Genomic DNA, 22,949 nt, shown 5'->3' on the forward strand with positions numbered 1-22,949 from the left:
TTATTTGTTTAGTTGTTCTAAAATTTCCTTAACGATCTTCATATCATCGAAATCATGACGAACACCGTTAATTTCCTGATACGTTTCATGCCCTTTTCCTGCAATGAGGATAATATCATTGGGCTGTGCCAATTGACAAGCCGTTTTTATAGCTTGTTTCCTGTCTGTAATTGACATGTACTTTTTAAAATTGACAGCTGAAATTCCAGCTTCCATTTCAGCAATAATCGTTTCCGGATTTTCAGTTCTCGGATTATCCGAAGTTAAAATAGCCGTCGTACTCATTTCGGCAGCGATGTTTGCCATTATTGGTCTTTTGGTTTTATCCCTGTCTCCGCCACAACCCACAATCGTGATTAACTGTTCGTTTTTGGTCCGTATATCATTGATAGTGCTTAATACATTTTCGAGTGCATCAGGCGTATGTGCATAATCTACAATTGCTGTGATTTTCTCTTTGGAAACAATAAACTGGAATCGGCCGGAAACACTTTCCAATTCGGACAACAATCGCAATGCATCTAATTTTTCAATACCTAACTCAATTGCTACAGCATAAATCGCTAATAAATTATACGCGTTGAAAGTTCCTATTAACCGAACCCAAACTTCCTGTTCGTTAATTTTCAACAACAATCCGCTTAATTGGTTTTCGATAATCACCGCCTTGTAATCTGCATATGTTTTTAAAGCATATGTGAGTTTTTTTGCCTTTGAATTCTGAAGCATTACAGTCCCGTTTTTGTCATCGGTATTTGAAATGGCAAAAGCGTTTTTAGGCAAATTATCAAAAAATGATTTTTTCACATCACGGTATTCGGCAAATGTCGGATGGTAGTCTAAATGATCGTGTGACAGATTTGTAAAAACCCCTCCAACAAAATGCAATCCTTCGGTACGCTTTTGATGAATTCCATGCGAGCTCACTTCCATAAAACAATAATCGCAGCCGGCTTCTATCATTTCATTCAAGTAATAATTTATCGTAAGCGAATCAGGTGTGGTATGTGTTGCCTTATATTCGACTTCATCAACCAGAATTTTCACTGTAGAAAGCAACCCGACTTTATAACCTGCCTTTTTGAATAATTGGTATAAAAGAGACGCTATCGTAGTTTTCCCATTAGTTCCTGTTATACCAACCAATTGCAGCTTTTGCGAAGGGTTATCATAAAAATTAGCCGCCAGATAAGCCAGCGCTTCGTTTGTATCTTTAACCTTTACATAGGTGATTTGTCCCAATAAATTCGATGGAAGTTCATCACAAATAATTGTAGAAGCTCCTAAAGAAATGGCTTTATCAATGAAATCGTGGCCATTTGAAACGGTACCGCGAATAGCCACAAAAGCATCATTCGATTCAATTTTTCGGGAATCAAAATGAATCGCATTCACTTCAACATCTGTTGAACCGTGAACAGCTTCGATAGCGACTTTATATAATATTTCTTTTAAAATCATTATGATAATTCTAAAATTATAGTGTTGTTTTTTAAAATAGGCTGACCTGGCTGAATGGATTGTTTTTTCACTTTTCCAATACCAATTGCTTTTACTTTCATACCCAGATTTTCGAGTAAAGCGACAGCATCCATACCTGACATTCCCTTTAAATTAGGAATTGTATTTGGCTTTTTGTTTAACTTATCGTTGTAAGTAACATAATCTTTATCCTGAAGGACATTGTGTTTTTTCAAGTTTTTCACTTCATTAGTTGAAGGCACATCGGTAAATACTTTTTGTGCAATCCTTTTAAAAACTGGTCCGGCAACATCAGCACCATAATAATTATTCATTGAAGTATTTGGCTTATGAATCACAACAATGCAAGAATATTTTGGCTGATCAGCTGGAAAATAACCTACGAAAGAAGATGCATAATACATATTCATATTTCCATCTGCTCTGTTATAGCCCACCTGTGCTGTTCCTGTTTTACCAGCCATTGAAAAATCTTTTGAATAAAGCTTCGAGCCCGTCCCTTTTTTAACTACATTTTCTAAAACAGCTCTTACCTTTTTTAAGGTTTCCTCAGAGCAGATATTTGGATTGATAACTTTTTTATCGAATTTTTTTATCGTTTTATTCCATTCTTTTACTTCTTGCACGAACATTGGTTTTACCATTTCTCCATTGTTTGCCACCGCATTATACAATGTCAGTGTTTGCAACGGTGTTACAGAAACTCCATATCCGAAAGCCATCCAGGGCAGGGAAATCCCATTCCAGCCGCGTTGACCGGGTTGTGGTATTTTGGGAACTCCCTCACCTTTAAATGGTAACCCAAGAGGCTTGTTTAAGCCCAGATTATTAATTCTGTCTACGAACTGTTTTGGGTTGCTTTTATAATTTTCATAAACGGCCTGAACCATTATGGTGTTTGAAGAAACTTCAAATCCTCTTGCTAAAGAAACTTTTCCATAACCTCCTTCATGGGAATCACGAACTTTTCTTCCATAGTATGCTATTTCTCCTCCTTTACTGTCATAGACTTTTGAAGTATCAATTTTATCATCATCTAACAATGCTATTAAATCAACTAATTTGAATGTTGATCCTGGTTCGTGAGATTCTGCAATTGCATAATTAATAGTTTCATAATAAGAACCATCACTAGCTCTTCCTAAATTTGAAATCGCTTTTACAGCTCCTGTTTTAGTTTCCATAACTACTACACAACCATGTTCTGCTTCATAAAGCTCCAATTGCTTTAATAAAGCGTGGTGTGCAATATCCTGTACATAAACATCAATTGTTGAAACAATGTCATAGCCGTCACGCGGTTCTACTTCATTGTTATCACGAATAGGCTTCCATTGTCCTTTCGAAATTTTTTGCTTTAAAATTTTTCCGTCTTTTCCATTAAGGTAATACCCAAACGCTCCTTCTATCCCAACAGGTTTTAAATCTCCATTTTCATCATAACGCTCATAACCAATTGTTCTAGCAGCAATTTTACCTATCGGATGCTCACGAACCGTTTCCTGTTCTGTAATCATTCCGCCTTTATAAGCTCCAAGATTAAATAAAGGAAAGCCTTTAATAGTCATGTATTCTGTATAACTCAAATCTCGGGCAACAAGAAAATACCTGTGTTTATTCGCTCTTGCTTTTCGGAATTCATTCAAATAACCCGAACTGGATTTACCCAATAAAACCGAAAGCGAATCCGATAATGCTTTTATATTTTCATCAAAATTCTCTTTGCTTGGCGCTAATGCATCAAAACGGATAGTATAATTAGGTATAGAGGTCGCCAGCAAACTTCCGTCAGACGAGTACACGTTGCCTCGATTAGCCGGAATTACAAAGTTTTTTACGGAACGTTCTTTGGCTAATTTTCGGTAATAGTCGCCTTCAACCCACTGTATGTTAGTGAGCTTTACGCCTATTGCCGTTACCATAATCAGGATAACCAAAGCAACGACATATATTCGTTTTAAAATATTTCTATTTTCTACTGCCATAGTTTTTCTAAAGCTGTTTTCTCTTTGATTACTTTTATTTTTTTGGGTGGAACCGATGAAGGCAAAATTCCATTTTCTTCCATTTTTGCTGCCACCGTAGATTCCATTTTTATTTTCATTAATTCCGAACGGCGATCTACAAATTCCGAACGCAATTCTTTTACTTCGTTAGTCAGATCAGAAATCTGATAAATTTTTTTCTCGTAACTGTGCGTATTTGCAATCATTATTATAGCCAGTAAAATCAAAAAAACAATGAATCTCCAGTTTTTAACTGAGTCCTCATTGACTAGAAATCTTGCTTTTAATATGCTATAAATTCCGTTTTTCATCATTTCTTTTCTGCTATCCTTAGTTTGGCACTTCTGGCCCGATTATTTATTTTAATTTCCTCGTTTGAAGGAATAATCATTTTCCCAATTAACTTGAACGGAACTTCAAACCTTCCGAAAAAATCACGTTCCGGCTCTCCTTCAAACAATCCGTTTTTCATAAACCTTTTAACCAACCTGTCTTCCAAAGAATGATAGGAAATTACGCTTAATCTTCCGCCTTCATTTAATATTTCCAATGATTGCTCTAAAAACTCTTTCAGAGCTTCCATTTCCTGATTTACTTCAATACGGATCCCTTGATAGATTTGCGCTAAAATTTTATGCGCCTTATGATTAGGCAAAAACCGCGCTAAAACTTGCTTCAGATCTTCCGTATTAACGATAGCTTCTTTTTCGCGTGCTTCAATAATAACTCTTGCTATGGCTGGGGCATTACTCAATTCGGCATATTCATAAAAAATGCGCTTTAGATTTGCTTCATCATATTCGTTCACCACCTGAAAAGCACTCAACACATTTTTTTTACTCATCCTCATGTCCAGTCCGGCATCAAAACGGGTGGAAAAACCTCTTTCAGCCACATCAAACTGGTGAGATGAAACACCAAGATCAGCTAAAATTCCATCTACTTTTTTAATTCCGTTGAAACGCAAAAATCGTTTGATATACCTGAAATTTTCCTGAATCAATGTAAACCTTTCATCAGGCAAAGCATTTTCCCAAGCATCTTCATCCTGGTCAAAACCAAATAGCTTTCCATTCTCTCCCAATCGGGACAAAATCTCTTTAGAATGACCGCCTCCACCAAAAGTCACATCAACATATATACCGTCCGGCTTAATATTTAAACCGTCAACAGTTTCTTTCAGCAAAACCGGATTATGATATTCCATTGTCATCGTCATTTATATTTCCCATTACATCCTCAGCTAAATCAGCAAAATCAACTACAGAATCATCAATCGCTTTTTCATACAGCTCTTTATCCCAAATCTCAACAATATTAACCGCAGAAGACACCACAATATCCTTTGAAACTGAAGCAAAAACAGCCAGATCTTTTGGGATCAGTAATCGCCCGGTCGCATCAATTTCGACAACTCTCACACCTGCCGTGAAACGACGTATAAAATCATTGTTCTTTTTTACAAACCTGTTCAGTTTATTGATTTTTTGCATCATCAAATCCCACTCCTGCATTGGATATAATTCCAGGCATTGCTGAAAAACAGAACGCTTCAATACAAAACCATCTTGCAATGATGCAGTCAATTGCTTCTTCAAAGGACCAGGCAACATGAGCCTACCTTTAGAATCAACCTTACATTCATATGTTCCTATGATGGTATTCAAGCAGTTATGATTTTATTGGATAATGGACAAATATAAAAAATTATTTACCACATTTTACCACAAATTACCACTTTGTTGATAAGTTTTACCGTTTTAAAACAAAAAGAAGTGCTTAATTAATTTTTAATGCTTTTTAGTTTTATGAAATTTTATCAGCCTTTCAATTCATTTTGAAAATTATTCTTAAAAAAAACACAATTTTTAAAGTTAATTATAACTTTAGTTCAACCAAATGCAATTTTAAAAAGATATTATCCATTGAAAATTAACCAGTTAACTTATCAACACATAAAAGTGCCTGAAGTAAGAAATAAAAGGCAAAAATTCTTATTTCACTTTTTAATTCTATATTTGCGATATAAACGAATAAACAAACTGAAAAACAGTGGATAACTTAAAAAAGGACGGTAAATACGAGTATTTTGAAGCTGGAGAAGGAACTCCAATTATTATTTTGCACGGATTAATGGGAGGTTTAAGTAATTTCGACGGAGTTGCCGAATATTTTCCAAAAAGAGGTTATAAAGTAGTTATTCCACAATTACCGTTATACACACAAAACATATTAAAAACCAATGTAAAAGCTTTTTCAAAATACGTGAAAGACTTTATTACATACAAAGGTTTTGACAGAGTAATTCTTGTTGGAAATTCACTTGGCGGACATATTGCTTTGTATTTCACAAAAATGTATCCTGAAAGAGTTGCAGGGCTAGTAATTACAGGAAGTTCAGGTCTTTACGAAAGCGCTATGGGAGACAGTTATCCAAAACGCGGAGATTATGAATACATCCGAAAAAAAGCCGAAGATGTTTTTTACAATCCTGAAATTGCGACAAAAGAAATTATAGACGATGTTTACAACACTGTCAATGACCGAATCAAACTGATAAAAACACTGACAATCGCCAAAAGCGCCATACGTCATAACATGGCTAAAGATTTGCCGAAGATGCACGTTCCTACAGGAATTATTTGGGGAAGAAACGACAAAGTTACTCCTCCTGATGTTGCTGAGGAATTCAATAAATTATTGCCCAACTCCACTTTATACTGGATTGAGAACTGTGGTCATGCAGCCATGATGGAACATCCTGACGAGTTTAATCGCATTCTTGAAGAATGGCTGACAACAAAATCAGAACGCGCAAACCTACAGTAAAGATATTAGTCAAAAAGTAACACATGAAAATTAATACAGCCGAATTTATAATAAGCAATTCCGATGTAAGCAAGTGTCCTAAGGATCCGTTGCCGGAATACGCTTTTATTGGAAGGTCAAACGTTGGGAAATCATCTTTGATTAACATGTTGACCAATCATAAAAATTTGGCAAAAACTTCCGGAAGACCTGGAAAAACTCAATTGATTAACCACTTTAAGATTAATTCCAATTGGTTTTTGGTCGACTTACCAGGATATGGTTACGCAAGAGTTTCCAAAAAAACTAAAGAGGTATTTCAGCAGTTTATCACCGATTATTTCGAAAAAAGAGAACAATTGGTTTGTGCTTTTATATTGATAGACATTCGCCTTGAAGCACAAAAAATTGATTTGGAATTCATTAATTATCTGGGTGAAATCGAATGTCCTTTTTGCATTGTTTTTACCAAAGCAGATAAAATCAGCAAAGGAAAAGTAGAACAGCATATCGCCGCTTACCGAAAAGCCTTACTGGCGAATAACTGGGAAGAAATGCCGGAGCATTTTGTAACTTCTTCAACAGAAGGAACCGGTAAAGAAAAATTATTAGAATATATTGACGCGGTAAATACCGAAGTTTTTAAAAATTACGATCAGTTTTAAACTTTTAAACATAAAAAAAAGCGTTCACCAAAGTGAACGCTTTTTTTATTTCTTTAATTCCAATTTTTCAGCAAAATAATCACAGAAATCCTTCATGGTATCTGTCATTCTTTCGTCTGCAGTGGCACGGTGATATGTATCAGCCATAGCTACCAGCGTTTGATGGAAAAAAACTTTCATCTCATCAACAGGCATATCTTTAGTCCACAAATCAATACGCATCGTTTCCTGCGTTTTACTGTCCCAAACTGAAAGCATTATCGCTTTTGCCTCTTCATTCTCAACACCTCCATCAGGAGCTGTCCAGCTTAGCTTTTCAGGAACGCGATTTTCATCAAGTTGAATTTGGAATTGTATTTCAGATGTAATTGTATTTCCCATTATTTTTTAGGTTTGTATTTAGATTTTTGAAATATTTCTTTGGCATCCATAACCATCATTTGCTGCATTGGCACATCATTGTTTTCCATAAAAGAGCGTACGATTTGCCAACCTACCCATGTTCCGATCCTTCCCGGAGTTTCGTTATCAGAAACCAATCCGAATTTAGAAAAAGGAGCCGGCGCAATAAATCGTTGCCCCAATTTGGAATCAGTGCTGTACAATAATTTTTCTTCAACAAAAAAACGCCAGATGTCTGTGTCATGTTCATTACACCATTGTATTTGCTCAGGTGTGTAGCAAATTTTATCTTCATCCGAATATTCAGGCAACAGCATATCTTTCAAATACAATTGCTTCCCGGCATAAATCATCATGGAAAGTAAATCTCTTTCTGTTGGCGGTTTTACTTTGGTTACCGAAAAACTCTGCACAATATCAGGCAAGATCTGCGACTGCTCAAAAGTCTGTTTCATGTAATTAGGATATTCATAAAACTTATGGTTTTTACCCAAATACAGCTCCAATGAAATAATAAGCATTTTATCCGTGTAAATAACTTTATAGTCTGTATCCATTTCTTGGATTACCGTAACCACTTTTGGAATTTTGGTTTTTGGATAATAATATTTTATATATCGGAATAAATCTTCAATTCCTTCTTCTTCTTTATCAAAATTCCCATATTTTTTTTCAACTTCATCATACAATTCACGCCAAAGAGGGTTTGTCATTTTATTTACCAGGACAGTATCGGAAATGCCTTCAGGGAAAAAATACGGATATTCCGTTTTTAGCTTAGACAACTGATTAGGAGGTGTTTCAAAAAAAGCTTTATCATACCTGTCAACAGTTATTTCGACCGGAATTTCTTCGGCTTTATCTTGAACTTTGCTCTTTTCGGAACAAGAAATGACAGCAAAAGCCACCATTACAAACAACATTATTTTTTTCATTGAATCTTAGCTTTATGAGGCAAATATTTACTAAAACGAATTCCGCTTAAAATTATTATTTTTGCAAATATACATTCGTTTTTAAAACATTGAGTTACCATGCAAAAAATTAGCACCCTTAATACTGAAAAAGTAAATACTCATATCGTAAACTGGCTGAAAACCTATGCTGAAAATGCCAAAGCAACTGGTTTTGTAGTGGGAATTTCGGGTGGAATTGATTCTGCAGTAACTTCAACTTTGTGTGCACAGACAGGATTGACGACATTATGCGTGGAAATGCCAATTCATCAGGCACAAAGCCATGTAAACAGGGCGCAGGAACACATCGCGCAGTTAAAAAAACAATTTGGAAATGTTTCAGACACCAGAATAGATCTGACTCCGGTTTTTGAAAGTTTTAAAGCAGAAGTTCCAACATCTGAAAATGAAACAAAACTGAACTTATCATTTGCAAATACCCGAGCACGCCTTCGCATGACCAGCCTCTATTATTTAGCAGGAATTCACGGTCTGCTGGTAGCCGGAACAGGGAATAAAGTAGAAGATTTCGGTGTTGGTTTTTTTACTAAATATGGTGATGGAGGTGTTGATCTGAGTCCGATTGCCGATTTAATGAAAAGTGATGTCCGTGCACTTGCAGCCTTCCTGAACGTACCTGAATCCATAGTAAAAGCAGCCCCGACTGACGGATTATTTGGTGACGACCGAAGCGACGAATATCAATTAGGCGCAAGTTACGAAGAACTTGAATTTGCCATGAATTCTTATGAAGCCGGAAAAACCGCAGAAGATTTTAGCGGGCGTGAAAAAATTGTCTTTGAAATTTACAAAAGACTCAATACCTTGAACCAGCATAAAATGAATTCGATCCCAGTTTGCACTATTCCTGAAAAATATAAGTAAATTATTACTTGTTTTACAACAGTTTAAAAAATATTGATTACCTTTACTGTTCGTTTTAGTCTAATTATTTTTAAACTTTGAACTATGGTAAAAATAGGTCTTGCTGACAACCATCCTGTTGTACATTACGGCATAAAATCGTACTTTAAAGAACATGCTGACATTTCCTTAGTAGGGATTGTAGATAACTTTGATATGGTAGAAGAAATGCTGAAACGTAAAGAAATAGATATATTACTTTTAGATTTAGAACTCGAAGGCCTTTCAAGCATCAACCTTATCAAAGCTTTATTAAAAGATTACCCAAACCTTAAAATTGTTTTATTCTCCAATCTGAATGAACAAATTTATGCGCCAAATGCTATAAAAGCGGGTGTTTCTTCGTTTGTTCAAAAATCGGAAAAACTCGATGTTTTAGCTTCTACTCTTATTAAAGTGAATCGTGGCGCTGTAATTTTCAGTGAAGCTGTGAAAAAGAATATTGCTTTGATTTCAAAACAGGCAAAATCCGAAAGATTGTATCGTAAATTATCGAGCAGGGAAATTGAAGTGCTCCGTTATTTATCAAACGGAAAGAAAAACAAGGAAGTTGCCGAAGCTTTAAATCTGAATGAAAAAACAATTAGCACATACAAACTAAGATTGTTGGCTAAATTGAATGTTACTAATCTGGTGGATTTAGTAAACAAAGCCAAAACACTGGAAATAGTTTAACTGTAACGGGACATCACACGTCCTAGTTCACTGGCAAAATTATTAATCAGTTTGACATAATCCATAACCATGGAAAGACTTTCAGAATTATCAGCATCTGCTTCACTCGAGACAGATGCTTTTATTTCTTCAATGATTTTATTTACCAAAAACCAACGTAGGGTTAAAATCGTTTCTGAAGTATATTGGCTGATGGTTTGGTCTTTTTGCTTTACATAAATTTGTTGGGCTTCCCAATTATGCAAAGCCACTCTCTCGTCATCCATTAAAATTGTGGTTACTTCCTGAGACAATTCAGGCGAAAGCCGCATTAGGTATTGTTCTGTTTCGAAGCTCTCATTCTCATTAAAATACCCAATCAAATCGTTGTATATTTCCCTAAAGATAGGTGTTGTCAGCTCTACCTCATCTTCCTGTAAGCTCAAATAAATACGTCGAAAAACCTTGTATCTATTATTTTTTTCTTTTACTTCCTCTAATTTCCCTTCCTCATTGGCCTTAAGCAAAACATCTTCGAAATCTTCTTCCACATTTCCGTAAAGCAAAAGAATTTCAATGATTTTCCGTTCCAATTCGTAAAGCACATCTACTTTAACATGCACTGAAACTCCTTCATTTTTATGAATTTCAAATGCTTTTTGTTCCGAAACTTCGGCGGTTTTTTGCTTTTTCCCGGCATCAGAAATGTCTTTTTGGATTAACTGTGCCAGCGTGTTAAACAAAACTTCTTCTGAAATATCCATAATTCGAGAACATTCCTGTACGTAAATTTCCCGTTTGATCCTATCAGGAATCTTAGCAATACTATTTACCATATCCCTAATGAGTTCTGCCTTTTTTATCGGATCGTTTTTAGCATCTTTCATTAATAAAGAAGCTTTAAACTGGATAAAATCCATGGCATTTTCATCAAGATATCTTACCAACTCATCATGAGGTGTTTTTTTGGCATAGCTATCCGGATCATCTCCGTCAGGGAAAGTACAAACTTTAACGTTCATTCCTTCTTCCAAAATCAAATCGATACCCCGAATAGAAGCCCTTAAACCGGCAGCATCACCGTCAAAAAGCACTGTGATATTTTTTGTCAATCTGTTAATCAGTCGTATCTGATCCGGAGTAAGTGCTGTTCCGGAAGATGAAACCACATTTTCTATTCCGGATTGATGCATCTGAATCACATCAGTATAACCTTCGCATAAAAAACAATTATCCAGCTTTGCAATCGCCTGTTTCGCATGAAAAATCCCATAAAGCACTTTACTTTTATGGTAAATTTCGCTCTCAGGAGAATTCAAATATTTGGCCGCTTTTTTATCATTTCCCAGAATACGTCCTCCAAAACCCAAAACACGACCCGACATACTCTGAATAGGAAACATCACACGTCCTTTGAACCGATCAAGATGCCTTCCATCTTCGCGAAGAATCGTCAAACCAACCTTATCAATATATTCCAATTTATAGCCTTGCCCAAGTGCTTCTTTGGTAAAAGCATCCCAGGTCTCAGGAGAATATCCCAAACCGAATTTCTTAATCGTTTCGTTAGTAAAACCACGCTCCTTGAAATAAGAATAGCCGATAGCTTTGCCTTCGTCGGAATTCAAAAGAGTATTATGGAAGTATTTTTGTGCAAATTCAGAAACCAGATACATGCTTTCCTTTTCACTTGCTTCAGCTTTTTCTTCTTGGGATTGCTCTGTCTCTTCTATTTCGATATTGTATTTTTTAGCCAGATAACGAATCGCTTCCGGATACGAAAAATGTTCGTGCTCCATGATAAAAGCGATCGCATTTCCACCTTTGCCCGAACTGAAATCTTTCCAAATCTGTTTTACCGGTGAGACCATAAAAGAAGGCGACTTTTCATCCGAAAACGGACTCAATCCTTTCAAATTACTTCCGGCCCGCTTAAGCAGTACGAAATCGCCAATAACCTCCTCAACTCGGGCGGTTTCAAATACAGAATCTATGGTTGCTTTTGAAATCAATTTTTAAGGATTCAAAGTTGGGAAAGTTCAAAGATACAAAGTTAGTTGGGATATTATAAAATTTCAAAAGCGCTTAAAAAAAGCGCTTTTGAAATTTTGTTATTCAACTGAAATAAATTCCAGGTTTCAAAAATTTATTTCAATCTGAAATCCGGCTTCTTTTTAACATCTTTATTAATAAATAAATTATTCAAACCTACGCTTGAAACGTTTAATAATTTATCATTTTGCATAAACCAGTTATTAACAGCTTCAACTTTTGACAATGCTTCATTAGTAAACACTTCTGCACAGCTGTCTATTGTAGAATTTAAAACCTTAACTTTCTTAAAGTTGTCTGCTTCTAAATATTTATCATCCAATGCAATAAAACTTGAAAATCCAGCAACCAAACATTTATTCACCTCAAGAAAAGAATCTGTTTTTAAAGAAATAGCTTCTTTAATTAATCCCATACTATTCTCTTCATCGTTTAACAAGCTTACATTATTCAATTTAATTAATGTTTTCTTTTTAACCGGATCGTAGTTTTCAATTTTGTCATACGAATCAATTTCAAAACATCTTGATCTTGTATTATCCGAAATAAATGGGTTACGAATAGCAATACTATTGTTTACCGTACACTGAATTCCCATTGAAAAATCGAAATCATCATCAAAAGCTCTGTAAGATATAACATTATCAAGCTCTACAGTTCCTCCAAACGCTTCAAACGAGTCATCGTTTGCGAAACTAACCTGCACATGATCTACCTTAGTTTTGCTTCCTACAGCCGCAAGAGTCAATCCGTTTAATGAGATTTTAGGGTCAATTTTTTTTCCTGCAAATTCAATTCTTACATATCTTACTATTCCTGAATCACCATTTTCATTGTCTCCGCCAAATGTATTATACAAAGGATTTGGGTCATAAAATGAAGAAGCAACTCCACCAAATCTGTTTATAGGTGCGTCTCCCATTAATATTAATCCACCCCAATCACCAGGTTTTCTATCGGCAGTCGATTTATTTGAAGTAAAAATAATTGGATCTGTTTCTGTTCCTTCAGCAATAATTTTTGACCCTTTTGTAATGGTTAAAGTTCCATTTGAATCAAAATCACCTCTAATTACAGTTCCAGGCTCGATGGTAAGCACGGCATTATTTGCAACGTGAACAGTACCCATTATTAAATAGATATTTTTCTTTAAAAGTGTTGTGTTTTCTTTTATATCTCCAATTAAGATTTGGGTTGCCGGACCGTACTCAATTGTTTTTGGTCTAAAATTTGTCCAACCATTAAACCAATTTGATTCACCAACAATACCATGATTTTTTTGGGCGTTAGCCACAGAGAATGTAACTAGAAGGAATAATAAAATTTTACTTTTCATCGGGGGTTTAAATTTATTTTTTATCATTGACCGCAAAATTACTCTATCCAATCTATTACTCAATATTCCAATCTGTTAATTAAGTGTTATAATACCATAGGTATAAAACAATTTTGGGGAGGCAAATATATATAAAAAAAAGCACTTTGATATTCAAGTGCTTTAAACATATACAATTAAACCCGAACTGCTTTAATTTGCGGCGAGACGGCTGGTAATTATGTTATTTTCTTTTAATCGGAAATCTGCTGCTTTTTTAATATCCGATTCTACAAACAAAGCTGCTCTAACCGTTTTTGAAATCAAAATATTAAATTTCTCATTATTGTACCACTCACCTATTTGTTTATTTATTGAACCGGACTCATTTTCAATATAAGCAGCACAATTATTGAATACCACATCTTGCAGTTTTATTTTTTCCAAATTTGAGATTTGAACAGCAATTTTATCCTCCAGCAGCACACACTGATTGAACCCTGAAATAATACTGTTCTTTAATTCAAAAAAACTATCGCTTTTTATATAAACAGCCTCTTTAACCAAACCCTGATCATTGTCTTCATTATTTATCAAAGTTATATTAGAAGCCACTATATTAGTCATCTTTTTGGACGCATCCAGATTTTCAATTTTGTCATAAGAATCGATTTCAAAGCATCTGGATCTGGAAATATCCGATGAAAACGGATAACGAATGGCTATACTATTATTTATACTGCATTGCGCTCCTTGTGTGAAATCGAAATCATCATCAGTGGCTCTGAAAGAAATTAAATTATTAAATTTTAAATTTCCACCGTAGCATTCAAAAGAATCATCGTTAGAGAAACTAATTTGGACATATTCAATTTTTGTTTTGGCACCAACGCCAGCAAGTGATAATCCGTTAAGTTCTTTTAAAGAATTCAGCTTTCTGCCCGAAAATTCAATTCTGACATATTTCAGAATTCCTGAATCACTTTCCGGATTAAGTCCGCCATACATATTGTATTTAGAATCCAAATTAAAATCCAAAAAACCAACGCCTCCAAACTTATTGATTGGAGCATCTCCAAAAATTATTAATCCACCCCAATCACCTGGTTTTCTTTCGGAAGCATTTTTATTTGATGTAAAAACAATAGGATCTGTTTCTGTACCTTGAGCAATGATTTTAGCTCCTTTTGCAACAACTAAAGTGCCGCAGGTATCAAAATCGCCTCTGATTACAGTACCGGGCTCAATCGTCAAAGTGGCATTGTTTACCAGATAAACAATCCCCATCAGGAGATAGGTATTCTTTTTATAAAGTGTTGTATTTTCACTAATAACGCCGGTAATGATGTTTGTAGCGTCATTGTAATCTATTGTTTTTGGTTTGAAATTCGTCCAGTTGTTAAACCAATTTGTTTCACCGATTATTCCTTTAACCTGCTGGGCGTTTAAAGAAACAACTGAAATAAGAGTAAAGATAAGCAATAGTATTTTTTTCATGGCTACCAGTTTTGTGGGGTTTTATTACGTACAAAAGTATTTCCTGAATGTTAAACCAGTAATTTCTGAATATTAATTATCTGTTATCATAATTGCATATTTTCCAAAAAACAGAGTATTCTCTTTTATTTGAATGTAAAATCAACGAAGAAAAATAGAAAACACAAAAAATTCTACAATTAATACAAAATAAAAAACGCTTCATCACTGAAGCGTTTTGACGTAAAACTAAAGCAAACTAATTAAGATCGAAACGTAATCCTAATGAAATATTATTTTGGTCAGCCGTATTATTTCTAAACAACGGATTCAAATCGTATTTTATATACAAACTGGTTTCTTTGTACCCCACATACGCCCCAACTCCATACACAAAATCATTAACATTGAAATCTCCTTTTGTTTTTTGCACCACTGAATTCCCAAATTCATCGTCAAATTTTAATGTTTGTTTTGTTTTCAGATTCACTCCGGCGAAACCTCCCAAACCGAAACGGGCACTTTTATGCGTTTTAAAAAACGGCTTGTCATCTTTAATCTGGTTCCCTGAAAAATCAAATTCCAAATACATCGGCACTACTAAATTGACATTTTTGAAACGGGTATCTTTTAAATGAATACCGGCTTCTTGTAAACCAGTCTTGTTTCCATTTTCGACAAAATATCGGTTATCTGTAGCCCTAAGACTGTTGTACATCACAGAAAAACCATACGTAAGGTGCAATAAATTATTATCTTTCAATATTCTGGTATTATAAGTCATTCCCCATTCGAAAAAGTGAGATCCCATGTACCTGAAATCGGAATGTGCCAGCCTTTCCTTCGTCATCAGGTTGTTCACCCCGAAGGCATAAATAAACTGAGAAGTAGTTCTTTTTTCTGATCTTTCAATCGTATCGTTCCTTTTAGGCGGATTATTCTTTATGATTGAGATTAGCACTTCCCCTGGAGACACACTCTTTTCCGAAATTTTTCCGTCTACTTTTTGCTTTACCAATTCTGTCAGCTTGGCTTCTTCAGCCGCTACCCTTTTTTCTATGGCAGCCGCAGATGTCTCGGCTAATTTCAATTTTTGCTCATCAGCCTGAGTTTTGTTGATATTCCCTTTATCAAGTTCAACATTTACGGCTTCGACAGCTTTTTTCAGGGCTTGTTTTTCTTCATTAACTATATTCTCGATATTAGAGGCAATGAGTTCTGCCTTCACTGAAAAGTTCTGAGCGTATATTTTGCTCATAAAAGAGCATACGAGTACTACTAAGTAAATTGTTAAATTCCTCATGATTGTTTTCTTTAAATTATTAAATATGATTATTATTCTTGATTTCGGGAAGCAACTACTTCCTTGGCATTTTGTAGTTTTTTAGAAATTCTTTTTATTGCTTTTTGTCTGAAAGTAAGCTCTATCTCGCCGTCGACTTGCGAAAGTAAAGCATTTGCATCTATTTCTATTTTAGGTTTATTTTGCTTTTGCCCTTCTGGTTTCACCGGATCGGTTGAAGCTAAAAGTTCTGTTTCTTTTGGATTTTCATCCGTTTTTTGAGGATGTATTTCTGCAACAGCTTCTTTATTTTCAATTTCTTCCTTACTATATTGTTGTTCTTTTATAACCGTGTCCGCTTGTTTTTTTTCTTTTTTCACCTCCTTTATAACTGAAGCGACAGCTGTTTCATTGATGCCTGACTGTATTTCAACTGGTTCGTTATTTTGATTTGAAGACTTTTGCGTTGTTTTCTCTTTTTCAGTATTTACATTGCTTTCCACCACGGTTTGATGATTATTTGTTTTTGGTGTTGGATTTTCCTGCTGGAAAAACAACAACCCGGCAAACACAAAACCAATCATGCTTGCTGCTACAAACAGCCATTTGAAATTACGCTTCGGTTTTTTATTTTCTTCAACCGAAAGCATCGCATCTAATCTGTCCCAAGATTGTGCTGAAGGCTTGATTTCTCTTGCATTCAGCTTTTCCTGCATTTGATTTTCTAATTTATTCGGTTCCATTATCGTAATTTTTTAGTTTGCCAACCTGTTCCTGGAGCATTTTTCTGGCGTGGGACAATTGTGATTTTGATGTCCCTTCACTGATGTTCAGCATTTTCGCAATTTCCTGATGTTTAAAACCTTCAATGGCGTATAAATTAAAAATCATTTTATAACCATCCGGCAAATTGTCAATCAGGAACTGCAGGTCTTCCACAGAAAACTGACTTTCGATATTATTGAAGCTTTCTTCAAAATAATTCTCATCTTCAACATATCTTACCTGTTTCTGAACTCTTATGAAAGAAATGCTTTCGTTTATCATTGTCCTTCGGATCCATCCTTCAAAACTCCCTTTGTGCTCAAAATTTTTAAGATTGGTAAACACTTTCATAAAAGCCGTAATCATCACATCTTCTGCCTGTTGCATGTCTTTTATATACAGACGGCAAACACTCAGCATCTTAGGCGAATATTTGGAATAAATCTTCTGTTGTGCATGTCGATGGTTTTCAACAGCCAGCCGGATTAATTCTTTTTCTTCTTGATGTAAATTGATAACTTTCAAAAAACAAGTATTAAAGTGTTTCTATTACTATAGACGAGAAGGATTGCAAAATAGTTGCATGGCACATTAAAAAAAGTAAAGATAAAGTTATAAAAAAGATTAAAATACCAACAAAATCAATACTTAACAGAGGTGTGTTTTTTTATTTTTTTCTTTCAATAACGTAATTAACCATTAGAATCAAGGCTTCTTTATAAGCAGAATTTGGGAAAGACGCTATAAGCTGCAATGCTTCCTGCTGAAATTGAATCATTTTTTGTTCAGCATAAGCCAGCCCATTATTGTTTTTAACGAAATCAATAACTTCCCGAACTCTTTTTTTGTCTTTGTTGTAGTTTTTAATGGAATTGATAAGCCAACTCTTTTCTTTAGGCAGGCAATTATTCAAAACATGGATAAGAGGCAAAGTCATTTTTTGCTCCTTAATATCTATTCCGGTTGGCTTTCCGATTGCTTCTTCTGAATAATCGAATAAATCATCTTTAATTTGGAAAGCCATTCCAATGAGTTCGCCAAATTTGCGCATTTTTTCAATTTGGGCTGTATCATCCGGATTAACCGAACAAGCTCCCAGAGCACAACAGGCAGCAATTAAAGTGGCTGTTTTTTGACGGATGATTTCATAATACACTTCTTCGGTAATATCTAACCGACGTGCTTTTTCTATTTGAAGTAATTCGCCTTCACTCATTTCGCGAACCGCAACAGAGATGATTTTAAGCAAATCAAAATCTCCATTATCTATGGAAAGCAGCAAGCCTTTGGATAATAAATAATCGCCGACCAGAACTGCAATTTTGTTTTTCCAAAGAGCATTTATGGAAAAAAAACCCCTTCTTCTATTGCTGTCATCGACCACATCGTCATGCACTAATGTTGCTGTATGTATCAATTCGATAACTAAGGCTCCGCGATAGGTTCTTTCTAAAACTTCTCCACCCGAAATCATTTTGGCGGTCAGGAAAACAAACATAGGACGCATTTGTTTCCCTTTTCGGTTTACAATATAATAAGTGATTCGGTTAAGGAGCGCAACCTTTGAAGTCATTGACTGATAGAACTTTTTTTCAAAAAGTTCCATTTCTTCCAATATTGGCTGTTTTATTTGCGAAGTGATATCCATTAGCAATCCAAAGATAGCATTTATACTGTTAAGTTACAAAATGAAAAAAGTGTTAAAATTTTAAATAAAATTTGATTTTTATTCGTTATAAAGTATTGAATAACAATAACTTAAAACAACATAATTATGAGAACCAAAATTTTTAGTTTATTTATAGCGATAGGGATTATTGCTGTAAGCTGCAACAAAGACGAAAATGCGATGGCTTCAAAGCAAGGAATTACGAGAGAAGAAATTGCAATGGAAGGTAAATTTGACAAATCAATTGATGATGTTGACAATATTATCGAACAAGGATTTTTAATACAATCCGGGGCAGACGGAAGGGCATTAAATTCTTCCAGATTTCTTTCTGATTGCGGAACAATAACTTCTGTTCTTGAAGGCAATACATGGACCGTAACAATCGATTTTGGAATAGATGGCTGTACACTGTCTAATGGAAATATTTTAAAAGGAAAAATCATTTTAAGTTTTACCAATGATTTTCAGACTATGACAAAAGTAATCTCTTATACTTTTGAAAATTTTTACCATAATGATATTTCTTTAAATGGAAATAAAACATTTACACGTGTAAAAGCCAACGCAAACGGAAATCCTGAATCCAGATTCGATATCGATATGACTTTGACCCTTGCAAATGGAGACGCTTATACCAGAACCGGGCTTCGCGTTCGCGAATGGACAGCAGGTCATGACACTCCTCACATTTATGCAGATGATATACACTTAATTACTGGTAACTGGACCACAACTTCTCCTAACGGAACAAAATCAGCAACAATAACAGTGCCTTTAAAAAAATTGGGCAGCTGTCATTATATTGTAGAAGGCATTATTGTATTTACCCGAAATGACAGCGAAGCTATTCTTGACTTTGGAAACGGGGAATGTGACAATCAGGCAATGCTCACCATAGACGGAGGAGTCCCAACGGCCATAACATTATAAAAACTAAAACTTTACGACATAGAAAGCCTTAGTTTTGAGACTTTCTATGTTTTTTATTGGTTATTTTCCTTCAATAACAGGCATTTTAATCTGTTTTTAAAAAAAAATTAACTTTTGATTAAACCTTTTGATAATTTACGCATCTAACAATAAACCTTAAAAAACTACATTATGAAAATCAGATTTTTAATGCTTTCCCTAATTTTATCTTTAGCAATTGTTAGTTGTACAAAAGATAATGAGACAACTAATAATCCTGAGATCACTCCGGAAGAAGCTGCAATAAATGCTAAAATTGACATTGCAAATGATGATGTTATTGATGTTGCTTCCGATCAGGAAACCAGCACTTATGCCAACACTACTTCCGGGAGATCCGAAAGCTTTACGGTTTCGCCCTTTACAATTTGCGCCACTGTAACAAGAGTGCCTGCTTTTGGAACAGTTATAACTCCAGGAACATTGGTTACAAAAACAATTGATTTTGGTACTGTAGGCTGTACATTACAAAACGGCAATGTCCTGAGAGGTAAAATCATCATAACTTTTACTTATGAGCCTAACGCCACATCTCATACTATAACGTATACTTTTGATAATTTCTATCACAACAGTATTAAGTTTACGGGAACAAAAACTTTTACCAGAACAATGACAATTGAAACGCCTAACTCTCCAAGTCATCCTATTGTAACTATGAATATGGACATGACCGCAACTTTCCCTAATGGAGGTGTGTACACCAGAGTTGGACAGCGAGTAAGAGAAATTATCGAAGGATATGCTACAGCTTCCTGGACAGACAACGTATATCAGGTAACCGGAAGCTGGACTACTACTTTCCCAAACACATCACTGCAAACCAGTACTATTACAACACCGTTAATTATTAAAATGAGTTGCATCGCAGTTAACAAACCACTAATTGTAAAAGGTATTATCACTTTTGAAAGAAACAATCATACCGCGACTCTTGATTATGGAAGCGGCGATTGCGATAACTTAGCCGTATTTACCATCAATGGCCTTACTTTTAATGTTGTTATTGGAAATTAGCAGATTTTCAATAATAAAAAAGCCCAATGCTGTTGTTTCAGTATTGGGCTTTTTAATTTCAAATTAAAATTACGTTATCCTGTACCTGTTCCAGATTTGATCGCCAAGTCTTTGCAATCCTGCACCTAAGTTTTCGGTTTCGTATTTTTGCTGTGTATTGTCTTCGAAGATAAAAGTTAGATACATTTTAAAATCTTCGTATGTTATTTGCCAAACGCCTAAGTATTTGTCGTCATTTTGCTGTGGCAAAGAAAGTTCACTCCCTGATACACTTTTGAATGACTCAATTTTATACATGAAAGTCATGTCTGAATACAAATACATTGAATGAACTACCTCATCATACCAACTTCCTCCAGAGTAATCATTGTCATCATTTATACGCTCCAGCTTTAATATTCTATCGGATAAAGTAGTAACCATATTTTGAATAAAACTGCTCATAATCCTACAATTTAAAAGTTGCTATTTAGTCCAGATTTTTTAAAACCACTTCTCATCATAAAACTACCAAAATACATAATACTGAAAAAGAGGGGATTACCTTATTTTTCTAAAGACTTCTGCCCCTAAAAAAAGGGGAAATATCCCCTTGTACGGCCATCCCGATAAGATTAGATTTGCCTAAACACAAAACTATTTTTATTATGAAATCAGAAGGACCTAAAACCGCAGTTTTACCAAAAAATTTAATAAGTACTGAAAAAGCGAAAGAGTTAAATCGAAATTTTAATATTAAACGTGCTGATTTACATGAAAAAGCAATAGGCAAGCAAGATGCAAATGCAGTTTGGTATTCTATAGAAGATCTGGAAAATTATATTGAATATATAAAAACTTCAGGCAGTGAAAAAGGATATGTTATTGATGGTATTCGCTTTTATTTCGGAGTGTATTCAGAAACGGATGGAAAAGGTAAAGCCGGATATTCAACATTATTTTTATCACCTACAGGAAAAAGTATTAATGCAAGAGTTGCCGAATCATCATCATCAGAACAAGATCAAGAAAGTGGTAAAGACATCACTTCGATTGAACCGCTTAATTTCGGATCAATGGGCAACCCTCCTAAAATGGAATATGGAGTTTAATTTATGTTAGAAAATCTACGATTTTATATTGTTTTTTTAGCTTTATTGTCAGGTATTTGTGGCTTAATTTTTTGGCACAAACTCCCTAATAATAAAGCTAAATTGTTCTTACTTTCAATATGGTTTTCGGTATTTACCGAAGTTGTTGGAAAATATTTTACCCTTTGGACCGGATTATTAAACTATTACGTGTTTAATTTTTACATTTTGGTCATGTTTTTTATCTATATCCTTTTGATAAAATCATTACTGAAAAAAATCGTTCATAGAAATATTGCCTCATTTTTAATGCTTATCTATATTGTCTTTTATATCCTTAACTATTTTTTCTTCCAAAATGAGTTTGGGCAGATTTTCACAAACAGTTATGCTGTAGGTGTTATATCGATTGTCATTTTAAGTTTTCTGTACCTGTTTGAATTATTTAGTTCAAATCTTGTATTGGATTATAGCAAATCAATCTTTTTCTGGTTTGTACTTGGGATTTTGATTTTTTACGTCCCTTATTTGCCTTTTATGTTATCCTTAGATTGGTTTTTAATCGATTATAACTCTTCAATTTATGATTTGATAATATTTTTCCTAAATTTACTCATGAATTTTTGCTTTTCAATAGGATTTATATGCAGCGAGAAGAAATACAATTATTAATAATTTCATTTAGCATAGTCCTTTTTTCACTATTGCTGACTTTATTTGTCCTCTTTTATTTTTTTCAAAAGAAAAAATCTAAGTTCCTGATTGACAAAATGGAGGCCGATTTGTTGTTCCAGTCCGAATTAACAAAATCGAAAATAGAAATCAAAGAACAGACACTTACAAATGTAAGCAGAGAGCTGCATGACAATATTGGACAAATTCTTTCTGTAGCTTTAATGCAGATGAATATTCTTATTGAAGATGAAAACAAATACACGAAAGAAAATTTAGTTAATCTTAAATTTTTAGTAAATAAATCATTAGACGAAATTCGGATTCTTTCAAAACTGATGAATGGTGATATTGTCCTTAAATCCAGTTTTATAGAAGCTGTTTCAGATGATCTGGAGAGAATTAAACAGCTGAAAAAAATTAAATGCAAACTGAATGTAACAGGAGAACCGCAAAAAATAAACAAAGAGCACGATACTATTATTTATAGAATTTTGCAGGAATCTATTTCCAATATTTTGAGGCATTCACACAGCGAATCAATAGCCATAAACATTGCTTTTACAGAAAATAACTGCAAAATAAGCATCGCTGATTTCGGAAAAGGATTTGATTATAAAAACGGTTCAAAAGGATCAGGGCTTGCCAATATCAAAACCAGGGCTGAACTGCTCGGAGCTACCTTTAAAATTCATTCAGAAATAAATAAAGGTTCAGAAATAACTATCGACTATCCTCTTAAAAGAGAAGAAAATTTCTAAA

23 protein-coding genes are annotated in these 22,949 nt (G+C 34.5%); 8 read left to right on the forward strand and 15 right to left on the reverse strand.

The window, feature by feature from the left end; genetic code table 11:
* Genes ACRDEC_RS03915 through mraZ form a run of 5 tightly spaced genes read right to left on the reverse strand, consistent with a single transcriptional unit; the run spans position 1 to position 5,155 of the window.
* Positions 1-1,461: a UDP-N-acetylmuramoyl-L-alanyl-D-glutamate--2,6-diaminopimelate ligase gene (locus ACRDEC_RS03915; RefSeq protein ID WP_431497028.1), complete on the reverse strand. Its 1,461-nt coding sequence runs from the start codon at positions 1,459-1,461 to the stop codon at positions 1-3.
* Entirely contained in the window at positions 1,461-3,467 is a 2,007-nt protein-coding gene (locus ACRDEC_RS03920) for a penicillin-binding protein (protein ID WP_431497029.1), read from the reverse strand. The genes ACRDEC_RS03915 and ACRDEC_RS03920 overlap by 1 nt, the downstream gene beginning before the upstream one ends.
* Positions 3,458-3,799, reverse strand: a complete 342-nt coding sequence (locus ACRDEC_RS03925; protein WP_431497063.1) for an FtsL-like putative cell division protein — start codon at positions 3,797-3,799, stop codon at positions 3,458-3,460. The genes ACRDEC_RS03920 and ACRDEC_RS03925 overlap by 10 nt, the downstream gene beginning before the upstream one ends.
* Positions 3,799-4,707 carry a 16S rRNA (cytosine(1402)-N(4))-methyltransferase RsmH gene (gene rsmH / locus ACRDEC_RS03930; protein ID WP_431497030.1) on the reverse strand — a complete coding sequence of 303 codons (909 nt, stop codon included), beginning with the start codon at positions 4,705-4,707 and terminating at the stop codon, positions 3,799-3,801. The genes ACRDEC_RS03925 and rsmH overlap by 1 nt, the downstream gene beginning before the upstream one ends.
* Positions 4,682-5,155, reverse strand: coding sequence for a division/cell wall cluster transcriptional repressor MraZ (mraZ, locus tag ACRDEC_RS03935; RefSeq protein WP_431497031.1), 474 nt, complete (start codon positions 5,153-5,155; stop codon positions 4,682-4,684). Before mraZ ends, rsmH begins: the two co-directional genes overlap by 26 nt.
* A gap of 385 nt (positions 5,156-5,540) precedes the next feature.
* Here mraZ and ACRDEC_RS03940 point away from each other — a divergent pair, with 385 nt between their 5' ends.
* Both ACRDEC_RS03940 and yihA read left to right on the forward strand, forming a co-directional pair.
* Entirely contained in the window at positions 5,541-6,317 is a 777-nt protein-coding gene (locus ACRDEC_RS03940) for an alpha/beta fold hydrolase (protein ID WP_431497032.1), read from the forward strand.
* 23 nt (positions 6,318-6,340) lie between these two features.
* Positions 6,341-6,961 carry a ribosome biogenesis GTP-binding protein YihA/YsxC gene (gene yihA / locus ACRDEC_RS03945; protein ID WP_431497033.1) on the forward strand — a complete coding sequence of 207 codons (621 nt, stop codon included), beginning with the start codon at positions 6,341-6,343 and terminating at the stop codon, positions 6,959-6,961.
* A gap of 45 nt (positions 6,962-7,006) precedes the next feature.
* Here the strand turns inward: yihA and gldC are convergent, their stop codons facing one another.
* Entirely contained in the window at positions 7,007-7,342 is a 336-nt protein-coding gene (gene gldC / locus ACRDEC_RS03950; protein ID WP_431497034.1) for a gliding motility protein GldC, read from the reverse strand.
* Positions 7,342-8,298: a gliding motility lipoprotein GldB gene (gene gldB / locus ACRDEC_RS03955; RefSeq protein WP_431497035.1), complete on the reverse strand. Its 957-nt coding sequence runs from the start codon at positions 8,296-8,298 to the stop codon at positions 7,342-7,344. Before gldB ends, gldC begins: the two co-directional genes overlap by 1 nt.
* Before the next feature lie 99 nt (positions 8,299-8,397).
* Here gldB and nadE point away from each other — a divergent pair, with 99 nt between their 5' ends.
* Complete coding sequence (gene nadE, locus ACRDEC_RS03960) at positions 8,398-9,204, forward strand: NAD(+) synthase (RefSeq protein ID WP_431497036.1); 807 nt, start codon at positions 8,398-8,400, stop codon at positions 9,202-9,204.
* 84 nt (positions 9,205-9,288) lie between these two features.
* Positions 9,289-9,918 carry a LuxR C-terminal-related transcriptional regulator gene (locus tag ACRDEC_RS03965; protein WP_431497037.1) on the forward strand — a complete coding sequence of 210 codons (630 nt, stop codon included), beginning with the start codon at positions 9,289-9,291 and terminating at the stop codon, positions 9,916-9,918.
* On the opposite strand, the gene dnaG is transcribed toward ACRDEC_RS03965, so the two are convergent.
* From dnaG to ACRDEC_RS04000, 7 genes are all read right to left on the reverse strand, one after another.
* A complete protein-coding gene (dnaG, locus tag ACRDEC_RS03970; protein ID WP_431497038.1) occupies positions 9,915-11,909 on the reverse strand; it encodes a DNA primase in 1,995 nt (664 codons plus the stop codon). The two genes, ACRDEC_RS03965 and dnaG, sit on opposite strands and share 4 nt — an antisense overlap.
* A 134-nt stretch (positions 11,910-12,043) precedes the next feature.
* Positions 12,044-13,285: a hypothetical protein gene (locus ACRDEC_RS03975; protein ID WP_431497039.1), complete on the reverse strand. Its 1,242-nt coding sequence runs from the start codon at positions 13,283-13,285 to the stop codon at positions 12,044-12,046.
* A gap of 192 nt (positions 13,286-13,477) precedes the next feature.
* Positions 13,478-14,761 (reverse strand): hypothetical protein, encoded by a 1,284-nt coding sequence (locus tag ACRDEC_RS03980; RefSeq protein WP_431497040.1) that lies wholly within the window; start codon positions 14,759-14,761, stop codon positions 13,478-13,480.
* Between the two features lie 238 nt (positions 14,762-14,999).
* Entirely contained in the window at positions 15,000-15,998 is a 999-nt protein-coding gene (locus ACRDEC_RS03985) for a hypothetical protein (RefSeq protein ID WP_431497041.1), read from the reverse strand.
* A gap of 77 nt (positions 15,999-16,075) precedes the next feature.
* The gene (locus ACRDEC_RS03990; RefSeq protein ID WP_431497042.1) at positions 16,076-16,765 is read right to left on the reverse strand and encodes a hypothetical protein; all 690 of its coding nucleotides are present in this window, start codon (positions 16,763-16,765) and stop codon (positions 16,076-16,078) included.
* Positions 16,752-17,312 (reverse strand): RNA polymerase sigma factor, encoded by a 561-nt coding sequence (locus tag ACRDEC_RS03995; protein ID WP_431497043.1) that lies wholly within the window; start codon positions 17,310-17,312, stop codon positions 16,752-16,754. The genes ACRDEC_RS03990 and ACRDEC_RS03995 overlap by 14 nt, the downstream gene beginning before the upstream one ends.
* A 142-nt stretch (positions 17,313-17,454) precedes the next feature.
* Positions 17,455-18,435 carry a polyprenyl synthetase family protein gene (locus ACRDEC_RS04000; protein WP_431497064.1) on the reverse strand — a complete coding sequence of 327 codons (981 nt, stop codon included), beginning with the start codon at positions 18,433-18,435 and terminating at the stop codon, positions 17,455-17,457.
* A gap of 126 nt (positions 18,436-18,561) precedes the next feature.
* Here ACRDEC_RS04000 and ACRDEC_RS04005 point away from each other — a divergent pair, with 126 nt between their 5' ends.
* Positions 18,562-19,389 (forward strand): hypothetical protein, encoded by an 828-nt coding sequence (locus ACRDEC_RS04005; RefSeq protein WP_431497044.1) that lies wholly within the window; start codon positions 18,562-18,564, stop codon positions 19,387-19,389.
* 171 nt (positions 19,390-19,560) lie between these two features.
* Positions 19,561-20,445 carry a hypothetical protein gene (locus tag ACRDEC_RS04010; protein ID WP_431497045.1) on the forward strand — a complete coding sequence of 295 codons (885 nt, stop codon included), beginning with the start codon at positions 19,561-19,563 and terminating at the stop codon, positions 20,443-20,445.
* Between the two features lie 69 nt (positions 20,446-20,514).
* Here the strand turns inward: ACRDEC_RS04010 and ACRDEC_RS04015 are convergent, their stop codons facing one another.
* On the reverse strand, positions 20,515-20,889 hold the full coding sequence (locus ACRDEC_RS04015; protein ID WP_431497046.1) for a hypothetical protein: 375 nt from the start codon (positions 20,887-20,889) through the stop codon (positions 20,515-20,517).
* Positions 20,890-21,092: 203 nt separating this feature from the next.
* On the opposite strand from ACRDEC_RS04015, the gene ACRDEC_RS04020 reads away from it, so the two are divergent.
* Together ACRDEC_RS04020 and ACRDEC_RS04025 are read left to right on the forward strand one after the other, a co-directional pair.
* Complete coding sequence (locus tag ACRDEC_RS04020; RefSeq protein ID WP_431497047.1) at positions 21,093-21,536, forward strand: hypothetical protein; 444 nt, start codon at positions 21,093-21,095, stop codon at positions 21,534-21,536.
* A 623-nt stretch (positions 21,537-22,159) separates the two neighbouring features.
* Positions 22,160-22,948 (forward strand): sensor histidine kinase, encoded by a 789-nt coding sequence (locus ACRDEC_RS04025; RefSeq protein WP_431497048.1) that lies wholly within the window; start codon positions 22,160-22,162, stop codon positions 22,946-22,948.
* Position 22,949 lies beyond the last annotated feature (1 nt).

It is taken from the genome of Flavobacterium sp., assembly GCF_050696275.1.
GTDB lineage: Bacteria > Bacteroidota > Bacteroidia > Flavobacteriales > Flavobacteriaceae > Flavobacterium.